This window comes from Acinetobacter amyesii (assembly GCF_002018365.1).
GTDB lineage: Bacteria > Pseudomonadota > Gammaproteobacteria > Pseudomonadales > Moraxellaceae > Acinetobacter > Acinetobacter amyesii.
This window is the reverse complement of record NZ_MVKX01000004.1, coordinates 45,926-59,279: the sequence shown is the minus strand read 5'-3', so window position 1 is coordinate 59,279 and position 13,354 is coordinate 45,926. Positions and strand designations below refer to the sequence as shown.

The window sequence follows — 13,354 nt, the reverse complement described above, 5'->3', positions numbered from 1 at the left end:
TTTTGGAGATACACATGTCTCAATTTGATTTAGTTGTTATTGGTGGCGGTCCTGGTGGTTATGAGGCTGCTATCCGCGCTGCTCAATTAGGCTTTAAAGTAGCTTGTATTGAAAAACGTATTCATAAAGGTAAACCATCTTTAGGTGGTACTTGCTTAAACGTGGGTTGTATCCCATCTAAAGCATTACTTGATTCATCTCACCGTTATGAAGATACCGTTCATCACTTAGATGACCACGGTATTACAACAGGTGAAGTGAAATTTGATCTTGCGAAATTACTTGATCGTAAAGACAAAATTGTTAACCAACTCACAATGGGTATTGATGGCCTACTTAAAGGCAACGGTATCGAATGGTTAAAAGGTACAGGTAAATTACTTGCAGGTAAGAAAGTTGAGTTTGTATCTCACGAAGGTGAAACTCAAATTTTAGAACCTAAATATGTAATCCTTGCATCGGGTTCTGTGCCAGTCAATATTCCAGTTGCTCCTGTAGATCAAGACATTATTGTTGACTCTACTGGCGCGCTTGAGTTCCCAGAAGTGCCTAAACGTCTTGGCGTAATTGGCGCGGGTGTCATTGGTCTAGAGCTTGGTTCTGTTTGGCGTCGTCTAGGTGCTGAAGTTGTTGTATTTGAAGCAATGGACGCATTCTTACCAATGGCTGATAAAGCATTGGCGAAAGACTACCAAAAAGTATTGACTAAACAAGGTCTTGATATCCGTGTTGGCGCTAAAGTTGCTGGTACAGAAGTGAATGGCCGTGAAGTTACGGTTAAGTACACTCAAGGTGGCGAAGACAAAACTCAAACTTTCGATAAATTGATCGTTTGTGTTGGCCGTAAAGCATATGCAGAAGGTTTATTGGCTGAAGATTCAGGCATTAAACTTACTGAACGCGGTCTAGTTGAAGTAAACGATTGGTGTGCAACTTCGGTTGAAGGCGTATACGCAATTGGTGACTTGGTACGTGGTCCAATGCTTGCACATAAAGCAATGGAAGAAGGCGTAATGGCTGTTGAACGTATGCACGGTCACGCAGCTCAAGTGAACTACGACACAATCATCTCTGTCATCTACACACATCCTGAAGCGGCGTGGGTTGGTTTAACAGAAGAACAAGCGAAAGAAAAAGGCCATGAAGTGAAAACTGGTCAATTTGGTTTCGCTGCAAATGGTCGTGCAATGGCTGCTGGTGAAAATGCAGGCTTTGTTAAGTTTGTTGCTGATGCGAAAACAGATCGTCTACTTGGTATGCATGTCATTGGACCAGCTGCGTCTGATATCGTACACCAAGGTATGATTGCACTAGAGTTTGTATCAAGTGTTGAAGACCTGCAGTTAATGACTTTTGGTCACCCGACATTCTCTGAAGTCGTTCATGAAGCTGCTCTTGCAGTCGATGGACGTGCGATTCACGCGATTCAGCGTAAACGTAAATAAGATGTAAAAAGAGCGGCTTAGGCCGCTCTTTTTTGTTTCAGATGGTTGTTTTAATTTGAATAATCATCTAAAAATAAAGATAAGAAATATTTTAAGATTTAAAAAAGGTTAAAGCTGCTTTGACGGATGTCTGGGCTTTAATGGGTCATAACAAAGCGAAAAAAGAGTAAAAGGTTGTTCAATGAATCTACACGAATATCAAGCTAAAGCGTTATTAAAAAAATATGGTATGCCAGTCCAAGAAGGCGTATTTGTAACAACCGCAGAAGAAGCAGTCAAAGCTTTTGAGCAACTGGGTGGTAAGTTTGCAGTTTTAAAAGCCCAAGTCCATGCAGGTGGTCGTGGTAAAGCGGGCGGCGTTAAAGTTGTAAAATCTGCGCAAGAAGCCACTGATTATGTGAACCAAATGGTCGGTTCACGCTTAGTCACATATCAAACAGATGCATTAGGTCAGCCCGTCAGCGGTATTTTGGTATCTGAAGATGTTTATCCAGTAAAGCGTGAATTGTACCTAGGTGCTGTGGTTGACCGTTCTAGCCGTCGTGTGACCTTTATGGCATCGACTGAAGGTGGTGTGGAAATTGAGAAAGTTGCAGAAGAAACCCCTGAAAAAATTATTAAAGTTGAGGTTGATCCTTTAGTTGGGTTATTACCATTCCAAGCGCGTGAAGTGGCATTTGCTTTAAACCTAAAAGATGGTCAAGTGAATCAATTTGTCAAAATCATGTCTGCGGCTTATCAAGCATTCATTGAAAATGACTTTGCCTTATTTGAAATTAACCCGTTATCCGTACGTGAAAATGGCGAGATTTTATGTGTGGATGCAAAAATTGGCATCGATTCGAATGCCTTATACCGTTTACCTGAAATCGCAGCGCTACGTGATAAATCGCAAGAAAATGAGCGTGAGCTGAAGGCCTCTGAGTTTGATTTGAACTACGTTGCCTTAGAAGGAAATATTGGCTGTATGGTTAATGGTGCTGGTCTAGCGATGGCAACCATGGATATCATTAAACTCTATGGCGGTCAACCTGCAAACTTCCTAGATGTCGGCGGCGGCGCGACCAAAGAACGCGTGATTGAAGCGTTCAAAATCATTTTGGCAGATAGTTCCGTACAAGGGGTATTAATCAACATTTTTGGCGGGATTGTACGTTGTGACATGATTGCTGAAGCCATTATTGCAGCGGTTCAAGAAGTCAATGTGACTGTGCCTGTAGTTGTCCGTTTAGAGGGGAACAATGCGGAGTTGGGCGCAAAATTACTTGATGAATCAGGTTTGAAATTGATTTCTGCCAGCGGACTAGCTGATGCTGCAGAAAAAATCGTTGCTGCGGTAAAAGGCTAAGGGAGTAGAGATCATGAGCGTATTAGTAAATAAAGACACTAAAGTATTGGTACAAGGTTTTACCGGCAAAAACGGCACATTCCATTCAGAACAGTCGATTGCTTACGGCACAAAAGTCGTTGGCGGCGTGACGCCGGGCAAAGGCGGTCAAAAGCATCTTAATTTGCCGGTATTCAATACCATGAAAGAAGCGGTGCGTGAAACGGGCGCAACAGCAACCTCGATTTATGTGCCTGCGCCGTTTGTTTTAGATTCAATTGTTGAATCGATTGATTCGGGTGTTGAGCTGATTGTGGTGATCACTGAAGGTGTGCCGACACTCGATATGCTAAAAGCTAAACGTTACCTAGAAACCTATGGTAATAATGCACGTTTAATTGGTCCAAACTGTCCAGGGATTATTACTCCAGGTGAATGTAAGATCGGTATTATGCCGGGGCATATTCATCAACCAGGTAAAATCGGCATTATCTCGCGCTCAGGGACTTTGACCTATGAAGCTGTAGCGCAAACCACGAAGCTGGGTCTGGGTCAGTCGACTTGTATCGGTATTGGGGGAGACCCAATTCCGGGCATGAACCAAATTGATTGCTTAAAACTGTTCCAAGACGACCCGCAAACAGAAGCGATCATTATGATTGGTGAGATTGGTGGTACAGCAGAAGAAGAAGCAGCTGAATATATCCAGTCGAATGTTACAAAGCCTGTTGTCGGTTATATCGCGGGTGTGACTGCACCTAAAGGTAAACGTATGGGACATGCAGGAGCAATCATTTCGGGTGGTAAAGGTACGGCAGAAGAGAAATTCGCTGCCTTTGAAAAAGCGGGTATGGCTTATACCCGAAGTCCTGCTGAATTAGGCTCGACGATGTTTGAAGTCTTAAAGTCAAAAGGTCTTGCTTAATTACGGTAAGTTTCTGTTAATAAAAACCCCTCAAATGAGGGGTTTTTTTATTTTTATTTAATAATAGTGGGTGAATAGTAAAGAAAATTTATAAAATCGGCATATTCTCATTCATTATTAACACTTTAGTATGAATAATTAACCAAATTTAATCGGTCAAAATATGATATAATGTGAAACACATCACATTAATTTAATTTGATGAATAATTACTCTTCTAACGTGAATAATCATGATTTATAAATCTTATTTATCTCGTCTATGTTTCTTGTCGATTTTTTCGAGCTTTCCTGCGGTTGTATTTGCAGTTGATAATATTGATCAGCAAAGAGAACAAAGTGTTGCGGATATCCGTGTCGGTAAAGTGGATCAGGGATTTAACCAATTACAAGTTTTATTAGCGCAACATCCTGAAAATCAGAAGCTCATTGCGGATTACACGCTCCTGCGTTATGCAAATGCAACCTTTAGCTCTACAGATGTGGCCTACTTGGCGCAGATTAGTCCAGCGACGTTTCCAGATTATGGCAAAGTCAGTGTCATCAAAGCTTTACGCGATCTTAAACAATATGATCAAGCCTTACAGTGGGCACAAAAATTTTATCAGCAGGATCAATCGGAACAGTGGTTGATTTGGCAGGGTGTGTTGCTGGCAGAATCAGGTCAAAAAGATCAAGCAAAACAAAAACTGGCAAATCTCAACTTACAGTCGCTTGGTGCAGATTATCTTTCGCAATTGGCCTATGCCTATCGACTATTGGATATGCCTGCTGAATCGCTCAATGCAGCGAAATATGCGCTAGAAAAACAGCCAAATGCAGATACCCAAGAACAGTATGTCTTGGCTCTGTTGCAAAATAGCGATTTTGCCACTGCGCAAAACTACATTCAGGCCAATGGACTCAATAGTTCTAAGCCTGTGTTGCAACATTTGCTCAAGATGAATGAGTTCTCACAGCATATCCAACAAGGTATTCAAGCTTCAAAAAATGCGTTTGATATGAAGCGTGGGGCAACGGCATTTGAACCACTAGATCGTGTTCTGGCTGAAATGAGAGCTTATGAAGACTCACTTCCTGCAGATGAAGCGAGTAAGCGTAAATTTTATTATGAATATATCTATGCCTTAAATGCACGTAATGCCTCAAAGCAGGCACTGGTACAAGTAGAAAAAACCGGCCAAACAGCTAAAGAAATGCCGGCTTATGTACGACATGCTTTGGCAGACAGTTATTTAAAATTACGTCAACCTGAAAAAGCTGAGCCTTTATATCAGAGTTTATTTGCTGAAAAAAATTATGCGGACTATAACGTCTATGCTGGTTTGTACTATAGCTTGATCGAACAAGAAAAATTTAAACAAGCCAATCAGTTAATCGACACTATGGACAAACAGTTGCCGACCTTTGTTTATAGTAATGCGAAAGGGGTGGATAAGGCGCCTCACGATGATCGTACTGAATTTATTGCGTTGAAGGGATTGAACTTTGCTTATCGCAATGAGCATGAAAAAGCTGAACGTTACTTTAATGACTTAGCCGCAAAGGCTCCTGGCAATATCGGTTATCAAAATAATTTGGCATTAATTCAACGTTGGCGTGAAAAACCAGAGCAGTCCCAGCACACTTTGGCGCAGCAGAACAGCTTAGAGCCAATTTCACAGGGAACGCAAATTAACCGCATGCAGAATTTTCAAGCTTTAAGTCAAATTCAAGCTTGGCGTGAACTCAATCAATATATGGTCAGCCATGTCGGTGATGATACGGGCGTAAAACAAAGTAAAAAAGAATTAGATGATCGGAATCGTGCGTCAATTCAACATCAAAGTACCTTTGCAAAAAGTGAGTCTGATGATCCTCGTGTACAAAATCGCCTGAAAGGTTCACGTGAACAGGAAAACTGGACGCGTATCAATAGCCCATGGTTTTACGATAATTATCGACTCTTTGCAGACCATAGCAACCGTTGGTCGAAGTATGAGTCTGGCAAATTAAAAGACCAAAGGATTGGCATGGGTTTAGAGTGGGCTTCGGATCGTAAAGCTGCATCTGCATTATTCTCTCAAAGCACCGATGGCGACCGTTTTGGTGTGCAATTGGATTGGTCACATTGGTTAAATGATCATTGGAACTATGCACTGGGTTATGACAGCCAAGCGGATATTCCATTGCAATCTTTGGCACAGGATCATGAAGGGCAGGCTTATCGTTTTGCACTGAACTGGCAACAAAATGAATCACGTAAGGCAGGCGCAAGTTATCAATTGACCGATATTGATGATGGCAATCTACGCCAAGAACTCTCTGGATACTTTAAACAACAATTCCAACAATCCCCGCATCATATTTCTGCGGCAACACTGCGTGGTTATTACGGAAAAAATGATTCGGTTGATGTGCCTTATTTTAACCCTGAACATAGCTATAGCGCTGAAGTGACATTGGAACATGATTGGATGACATGGCGAGATTATGAACGTCATTTTAACCAGCACTTTGCAGCAACTATCGGTACCTTCGGACAAAAAGGCTACTCAAGTCGTCCGATTTATAATTTGTATTATCAACATGATTGGCAGCTCTCGCGCACGTGGAAATTGAACTACGGCATAGGTTGGGGTTCACATCCGTATGACGGAAAAGATGAAGATCGTAGTTATGCAGTTGTTGGATTTGAGGGGCGCTTCTAATGAAAAATACATTAATACACCGCATGTTGAAGCAAAGCTTAGTTCTAGCTGTGACTTTGCCCATCAGTACGACATATCTGTTTGCTGACAATAATGTGCCAAAAACTGCAAATTTGGCGATGCCTGAACTTGATGAAAGTACCGCACATAACCAATTTGTAACGCTGACCTTTCATGATGTTCGGGATGATGTTGCCAAACGTGGTGATCGAGATGTCTATGCGATAAGTACGCAAAATCTTGGGCAATATTTTGCGTGGATTAAACGAGAAGGTTGGCAACCCATTCGTTTAGAAGATGTCATGCAGGCTCGCTTACAAAAGAAAAAGTTACCTGAAAAGGCACTGTTATTAACCTTTGATGATGGTGCGCTAAGTAGTTATAGCAAAGTTTTTCCATTGTTAAAGCAATATCAATTTCCTGCAGTTTTTGCTATTCCAACCAGTTGGATTAATGGTAATACCAAAGATGCTTATGAAGCTTATGGTGTAGGTAATTTGATGAATTGGGATCAAATGCGGGAAATGCAAAAGTCGGGATATGCCGAATTTGTATCGCATTCGGATGATCTGCATCATGGTATTTTGGCAAACCCACAAAAAAATATGGAACCTGCTGCGATTACGCGTCAGTATTTTCCAGCTCAAAACCGCTATGAAACCGATGCTGAGTTCGAGCAGCGTATTGTGCAAGATTTGAAGAAATCTAAACAAGAACTTGATCGTCAATTGGGCATTCATAGTATGGCAATCTTCTGGCCATACGGTGCAGTTACACCAGAAATTGAGGGATATGCACGTAAAGCGGGACTGCCCATGTCGTTTAGCTTAGGTAATGTGGTCAGTCAGGCAGATTCGGTGCATACCTATCAGCGTGCCCTGATTATGGATAACCCAACGCCAGAGTTTATCCATCAAAATATGGAAGACTTTATTGTTGAAGCTCGTGCGCCCTATAAACAGCGTAAAACATTCCTGAATTTTAATTTGGCTGAATTACAAGCGCCAACGGCTGAGCAATCAGATCAGAAATTGGGGAAATTATTAGATCAGGTCAATGCGTTAAAAACCAATACTTTGCTTTTAAATGCCGCTGTTGATCATGATGGTGACGGCAAAATTGATGCCTTATTTTTCCCAAATTCAAAACTGCCGATGCAACAAGATTTACTGAATCGCACCGTATGGCAAGCCCGTACACGAATTGGAAATCGAGTGTATGCACAGCTCCCAATCAGTTTGGAGTTACAGCAGGGGATTAATTTAGCAGACCTAACGGCAGATCTATTGAAAAACAATAGTTCGCTTGAAGGTTTAATTATTAACACCGGTAACAGCTTGGATTGTGCAATTCATTCAGCGCAGTGGTCAACCGCATGTACCGAGCAAGTGCAAAAAATTATTGCGATTAAAGAGCGTAGTAAGGCGCAAGCACATTTTTATTCCAATATTAGTAATGACAACCAAACCGCGCTCAAGGTGAATTTAACTGGACATGAATTTTCTGGATTAAAACCTTTGGTGACTCGTGCCTTAACAGCGTCGGACTTTCTATATTTAAGTATTAACCCAGGTCAGCATCCGCAAAGTTTTAAAGCCTTTATGTCCGCATTGAAGACTTTGAATACAGAGCAAAAGCAACGCTTGATTGTCAGTTTGGATATCAGTCCAAATATGAGCGAGAAAGATTGGACACAGTATCAGCAAAATTATCAGGCTTTACGTGCAGCATCGGTTCAAAAAATCGGACTGAATAATTATCAGCTTCAGGATGGCGAACGCGTTCAACATCATCTATATCAAAGCATCAGCTTGAATGGCAGTCCACTGACTTACCGTGATCCGTATATACAAGGAGGTCAGTAATGCAAGAATGGGAACTGAGTTTTAACGATCTGTTTTTTGCCTTTGCTTTCCTATATCCCTTGTTTATGGCGTGGATTTGGATTGCTGGAGGCGTGTGGTTCTACTTAAAGCGTGAATGGAAACAACCTGAACTTCCCGTGCCAACTGAGCAAGGCTGTAGCATCATTGTGCCTTGCTTTAATGAAGAAGCACAGGTACGAGACACAATTCGATATGCGATGCAGAGCCAATATCCAAATTTTGAAGTGATAGCGGTGAATGATGGAAGTAAAGATCGAACCGCTGAAATTTTAGACCAATTGGCACTCGAATATCCGAGATTGCGTGTGGTGCATTTGGCAGAGAATCAGGGCAAAGCGTATGCATTACGTGCAGGTGCTATGGTCAGCCAATTTGAATACTTGATCTGTATTGATGGTGACGCATTGTTGCACCCTCATTCGGCACTTTGGATGATGCATCATCTGACCCGTTTTCCACGTGTGGGCGCTGTAACGGGTAATCCACGTATTGTGAACCGTTCAAGCATCTTGGGTAAAATTCAGGTCGGTGAATTTTCTTCGATTATTGGCTTAATCAAGCGCTCTCAAAGAACCTATGGTCGTATTTTTACAGTGTCAGGTGCAATTGCAGGATTTCGAAAAACGGCACTCGACCGCATCGGTTACTGGCGTGATGACATGATCACAGAAGATATTGATGTGTCATGGCGTTTGCAGTTCGATCATTGGGATTTGCACTATGTCCCGCAAGCCCTTTGCTATATCTATATGCCAGAAACCTTTAATGGACTTTGGAAACAACGTTTACGTTGGGCTCAAGGCGGCATCGAAGTGTTATTTGCTTATTTACCTAAAATATTTAAATGGCATTTACGTCGGATGTGGCCGATTGCCTTCGAATCTATCATTAGCGTGATCTGGGCATATGTGATGTTCAGTATTTTTGTCTTGTATTTTTATGGTCTATTTTTCTCATTACCGGGTGAGTGGGCGATCCAATCACTATTACCTCAATGGTATGGGGTGATTTTAGGTGTGACCTGTTTATTCCAGTTCCTCGTGAGTTTATGGATCGATCGCGCTTACGACAAAAAACGCTTACTGCGAAATTATTTTTGGGTGATTTGGTATCCCTTATTTTTCTGGATATTAGCCATGCTGACCACGGTCGTTGCTTTGCCAAAGACTATTTTTAAAACCCAAAAGCGTGCGCGTTGGGTCAGTCCAGACCGTGGATTTAGAGGGGAGGAAAACAATGAACCAAGTTAATTTACAAAATCAGAAGCCGGTTGCAGATTCGGATTTTAAAATTATTCAAGATGAATCATTGCTTGAATTACCTGAATATATTGATAAACCTGAATACGTCAAACGCAAGTCAGCAGGCTATGGGCTGATGGCAGTCGGTTGGATGCTTTGGATGTGGTTGTTTTTACCGCTATTAACCCTAGTGTTTTGGTGGTTTGAAGGCACAGTGGTGTATTCACAGGTTATGGACCAGTCCCAACCGATGACCAGTCTATCGATCATGAAATTGATTTTCTCAATTGGAATCTTTATATGCTGTCTATTTGTATGGGCAAGTTATAACTGGATGCGTTTTCATGGTGAAGATCGTAGAAAGGCGCCAGAGAATGCTCAAGATGAAGATTTGGCGAAAAGCTTTCACGTAAAAGCCAGTGATATAGCCACGATGCGAGCATCGAAAAATATCACGTTGCACTATACGGACGAAGGACAATTAGAACACTATAAAATCAACAGCTAATCAGCGTTCTTCATCAGATCTAGGATTCTAGATCTGATGCTGTAGGCATTGGTATCAGTCCTTAGCTAGGGCAGGTGCAAATGCCTTTTTTATTTGCTGTACATCTGGATGATTTTGCACGAAATCATCTGGATAATACCCGATATGTTGTACACCATGCTGTTCTAGTAAACGGATGGTGTCAGTCAGTTCCTGATTGGAAATGGGTTTTTGATGATTCCAATCGGTCACTTGAAGTTCAAAAATGGTACGGTTCAAATTTGGGTCATATTTTTTGGCACGTTCGATCAAGTTTAAATAAAACTGACGATGGTCATCTGCCTTTTCCATATAGGGCATGGCCATGATGGCGTTGTAATCATAATGCTGATACGTGCTGGCATTGGACTGGCTAAACCATTTTTCACTGTTCGGGTTCAGCACGGCTTCAGCATACATATTACGAGCAAAATGTAAGTCGGGTTGCTGCTGTTTTAAAATCTGACTAATGCCTTCAGCAAATTGGTCTAGATAAGCAGTTTTGTAGCGAGAAAATTCAAGCTGCTGCGCATGCTTTGGTTTTCCAATCAATTGTTGATCGAAGCCCCAAGTTTTGTAGGTTTGAAGCGCTGCGGCACTGCTATCTTCAAAATCATTGAGAGTGATATCGTCATGATAAAGAATGCCATCTACTTTATTTTGCTGAATAAAGTCTAGAAAAATTTCTGCTGTGTATTGTTGGTTTCTCGGGTCAAAGGGCGATATCCGAATATAACCTTTCTTTTCACTTTGGCTTTTTACATATTGCAACGGGTACTGTTTCGGGAACTTCCACGCAATTAAAGGCAGCCATGCATATACAGTTTTTACTTGAGTCTGCTGTCGTATCTCATGCAAAACACGTTGAAATAAATCTGAGCGCATTGGGATATAGCGATTTTTAAAATACACCGCATCAGCCGAACCATTGGCATCAGGGTCTGCAAAAGCCTGTAGAAAAATCGTATTGGCTTCAATGCGACGGATACGTTCAATCAATGCGCGGATATTTTGTTCTTGTTGAGCCTGATTGGCATCATATACATAATCTAAGTCGATATGCATGATGCGCATACGTTCAGTAGTACTTGGCTTTTGTGTATTGTTGGTCAAAGTTTGATGTACAGAATTGGCTGATGCATATTGCTTGACCAAATCTTGTATTGGGTGGTGGGTAATACGTACAGTTTCAGCACTGCTACAACCTGAAAAGATCAAACCGAGGCAGGTCATTAGACCTATTAATTTTTTAAAGGGGCGTTTGGAAGTAACGGCAATTAAGGAAGAAGTCATATTTATATTTGCACTGAGCGTATTATCATTCATGAATGTGTTCATCGTATATTTTGCTGCACGTTTTCGCAGGTATAGCTAAGCAGAATATGATGAATCTGAGGATTGTAGCAAGAATGCAGGGGGAGGGTTATTCTTAAAAGTGTGATTTGGTTTGCACTTTGTTGTGATCCAGTATTTCGTCATTTTAAAGTCATGATTTGGTACTGAACGAATTTTTTAAGCTCTCGTAAGTCTTCCTTGTCGATGATCTCAATAAAAAAAACCGCAGGACTAAGCTGCGGTTTTTCTTAGCGTGTAAAACGAATTAACCAGCTTTTTTATTTAAGCTCTGAGTTAAACCGTTAATATCGCCACCTTGGATACCCAGCTCACTCATCAAGCTATCAATCAGTGGGGCCTGGCTGCGGTAGCGTAGGGCACTATTCACCACTTGGTCTGACAAGGCAACATTACCGCTGCCTTCGTGGTGAGCATCACCTTGGCAAGAACCTGCATGACCACCATTTAGACCATTCACTTGCAAAATCTTAATGTCATCAATGTTTTCCATTGGTTTAACACTTTCGCGAATGATTTCAGGTAAGTATTTCAGCATCGCTAAACGAATTTGCATTTCAACCTGTTCAGATGACAATACGTTGTTTGCTTCGTTCACTGCACGTGTACCTTCAGCATCAACTTGGTATTGTTTTTCCATCGCTTGAGCCAAGAGAACTTTTGCGTCAGCTTCACCTTTTGCTTTTAAGCGAACTTTTTCAGCTTCGGCTTCAGCTGCAATACGGATAGCTTCTGCATCATCTGCAGCTGCTTGTTTACCTGCTTCAGCCGCGACAGTAATGGCAATCGCATCTTTCTCCGCTTTTTCTTTCGCAGACACCAATTCAACAGCTTTTTGACGTTCAGCTTGTTGGATTTGACGAACGGTAATCACTTCTTCTTCGGCTTTTACCGCTTGAGCACGGGCTTGATCGGCATGCGCTTTAGCTTCAGATTCAGCACGAGATTTTTCAGCAATGGCAATGGCACGGTCTTGCTCAGCGAGTTCAATGGTTTTCTTTTGTTCCACTTGGGCTTGCTGAATAATTTGTGACTTTTGAATATTTTGATTTTCAACGTCACGTGCAGCAGTAATACGTTTTAAGTCAACTTCACGTTCAGCAGCAATACGCGCTTCTTCGGCTTCACGTTTTTTCGAAGCTTCTTGTGATGCAATTTCTGCAAGCTGTTCTGCACGACGAACTGAAATTTCACGTTCTTGTTGCAGTTTTGCATATTCTTCTTCACGCAAAATTTGTAGACGTGCTTGTTCTGCTTCTAAGTTTTTGGTCTTAATTGCAAGATCTGCATCTTGCTCAATCGCATTACGTTTACGACGACGGTCTTCAATGGTTTCTGTCAGTTTAGTTAAACCTTCAGCATCGAACGCATTTTGTGGGTTGAAGTATTTAAAGCCTGTTTGGTCTAAGCCAGTTAATGAAACGGTTTCAAGTTCCAAACCGTTTTTATGTAAATCTTCAGACACCACTTGCTGCACTTTTTGTACGAAGTCGACACGTTTTTCATGCAACTCTTCCATCGCCATTTCTGCGGCAACTGCACGTAGTGAGTCAACGAATTTACCTTCGACCAAATTTTTAAGCTCATTTGGTGACATGGTCTTTTGACCCAAAGTCTGTGCTGCGGTAGCAATCGAATCTGCGGTTGGTTTCACACGGACATAGAACTCCGCCATCACGTCGACACGCATACGGTCACGTGTAATCAGCGCTTGGTCATCTGCACGGCGTACTTCAAGACGTAGGGTGTTCATATTGACTGGGATAATTTCATGCAGCACCGGAAGCACAATAGCACCGCCACCTAAAATCACTTTTTCACCGCCGAAGCCTGTACGCACAAATGAAATTTCTTTACTTGAGCGACGATAAAGTCGAGCAATAATAAAACCAATAAAAATAAGTGCGGCAAAAATTATCCCGACTGAAACAAGGATACCGCTTGGAATAATGTCTAACATGG

The 13,354-nt window shown here is 41.7% G+C and carries 9 protein-coding genes; 7 read left to right on the top strand and 2 right to left on the bottom strand.

Translation table 11 applies throughout. The features are described 5' to 3' along the window. Positions 1 to 14 precede the first annotated feature (14 nt). From lpdA to pgaD, 7 genes are all read left to right on the top strand, one after another. Positions 15 to 1,445: a dihydrolipoyl dehydrogenase gene (gene lpdA / locus B1202_RS07250; protein WP_078189903.1), complete on the top strand. Its 1,431-nt coding sequence runs from the start codon at positions 15 to 17 to the stop codon at positions 1,443 to 1,445. A 181-nt stretch (positions 1,446 to 1,626) separates the two neighbouring features. Continuing rightward, complete coding sequence (sucC, locus tag B1202_RS07245; protein WP_078189902.1) at positions 1,627 to 2,793, top strand: ADP-forming succinate--CoA ligase subunit beta; 1,167 nt, start codon at positions 1,627 to 1,629, stop codon at positions 2,791 to 2,793. Between the two features lie 13 nt (positions 2,794 to 2,806). Further along, positions 2,807 to 3,697, top strand: a complete 891-nt coding sequence (gene sucD / locus B1202_RS07240) for a succinate--CoA ligase subunit alpha (protein ID WP_078189901.1) — start codon at positions 2,807 to 2,809, stop codon at positions 3,695 to 3,697. Between the two features lie 232 nt (positions 3,698 to 3,929). Beyond that, positions 3,930 to 6,386: a poly-beta-1,6 N-acetyl-D-glucosamine export porin PgaA gene (pgaA, locus tag B1202_RS07235; protein WP_078189900.1), complete on the top strand. Its 2,457-nt coding sequence runs from the start codon at positions 3,930 to 3,932 to the stop codon at positions 6,384 to 6,386. Then, positions 6,386 to 8,251, top strand: coding sequence for a poly-beta-1,6-N-acetyl-D-glucosamine N-deacetylase PgaB (pgaB, locus tag B1202_RS07230; protein ID WP_078189899.1), 1,866 nt, complete (start codon positions 6,386 to 6,388; stop codon positions 8,249 to 8,251). Before pgaA ends, pgaB (B1202_RS07230) begins: the two co-directional genes overlap by 1 nt. After that, positions 8,251 to 9,522, top strand: coding sequence for a poly-beta-1,6-N-acetyl-D-glucosamine synthase (gene pgaC, locus B1202_RS07225; RefSeq protein ID WP_078189898.1), 1,272 nt, complete (start codon positions 8,251 to 8,253; stop codon positions 9,520 to 9,522). Before pgaB (B1202_RS07230) ends, pgaC begins: the two co-directional genes overlap by 1 nt. Continuing rightward, the gene (gene pgaD, locus B1202_RS07220; RefSeq protein WP_078189897.1) at positions 9,509 to 10,021 is read left to right on the top strand and encodes a poly-beta-1,6-N-acetyl-D-glucosamine biosynthesis protein PgaD; all 513 of its coding nucleotides are present in this window, start codon (positions 9,509 to 9,511) and stop codon (positions 10,019 to 10,021) included. Before pgaC ends, pgaD begins: the two co-directional genes overlap by 14 nt. Positions 10,022 to 10,075: 54 nt before the next feature. On the opposite strand, the gene pgaB (B1202_RS07215) is transcribed toward pgaD, so the two are convergent. After that, complete coding sequence (gene pgaB, locus B1202_RS07215; protein ID WP_228145141.1) at positions 10,076 to 11,365, bottom strand: poly-beta-1,6-N-acetyl-D-glucosamine N-deacetylase PgaB; 1,290 nt, start codon at positions 11,363 to 11,365, stop codon at positions 10,076 to 10,078. A 274-nt stretch (positions 11,366 to 11,639) separates the two neighbouring features. Next, positions 11,640 to 13,352 carry a flotillin family protein gene (locus tag B1202_RS07210; protein WP_078189896.1) on the bottom strand — a complete coding sequence of 571 codons (1,713 nt, stop codon included), beginning with the start codon at positions 13,350 to 13,352 and terminating at the stop codon, positions 11,640 to 11,642. Positions 13,353 to 13,354: the final 2 nt, after the last annotated feature.

Coding starts and splice junctions, on each gene's coding strand:
- pgaD (WP_078189897.1), top strand. CDS start 9,509: ATGAACCAAGTTAATTTACAAAATCAGAAGCCGGTTGCAGATTCGGAT.
- pgaA (WP_078189900.1), top strand. CDS start 3,930: ATGATTTATAAATCTTATTTATCTCGTCTATGTTTCTTGTCGATTTTT.
- B1202_RS07210 (WP_078189896.1), bottom strand. CDS start 13,352: ATGTTAGACATTATTCCAAGCGGTATCCTTGTTTCAGTCGGGATAATT.
- sucD (WP_078189901.1), top strand. CDS start 2,807: ATGAGCGTATTAGTAAATAAAGACACTAAAGTATTGGTACAAGGTTTT.
- pgaC (WP_078189898.1), top strand. CDS start 8,251: ATGCAAGAATGGGAACTGAGTTTTAACGATCTGTTTTTTGCCTTTGCT.
- pgaB (WP_078189899.1), top strand. CDS start 6,386: ATGAAAAATACATTAATACACCGCATGTTGAAGCAAAGCTTAGTTCTA.
- sucC (WP_078189902.1), top strand. CDS start 1,627: ATGAATCTACACGAATATCAAGCTAAAGCGTTATTAAAAAAATATGGT.
- pgaB (WP_228145141.1), bottom strand. CDS start 11,365: ATGAATGATAATACGCTCAGTGCAAATATAAATATGACTTCTTCCTTA.
- lpdA (WP_078189903.1), top strand. CDS start 15: ATGTCTCAATTTGATTTAGTTGTTATTGGTGGCGGTCCTGGTGGTTAT.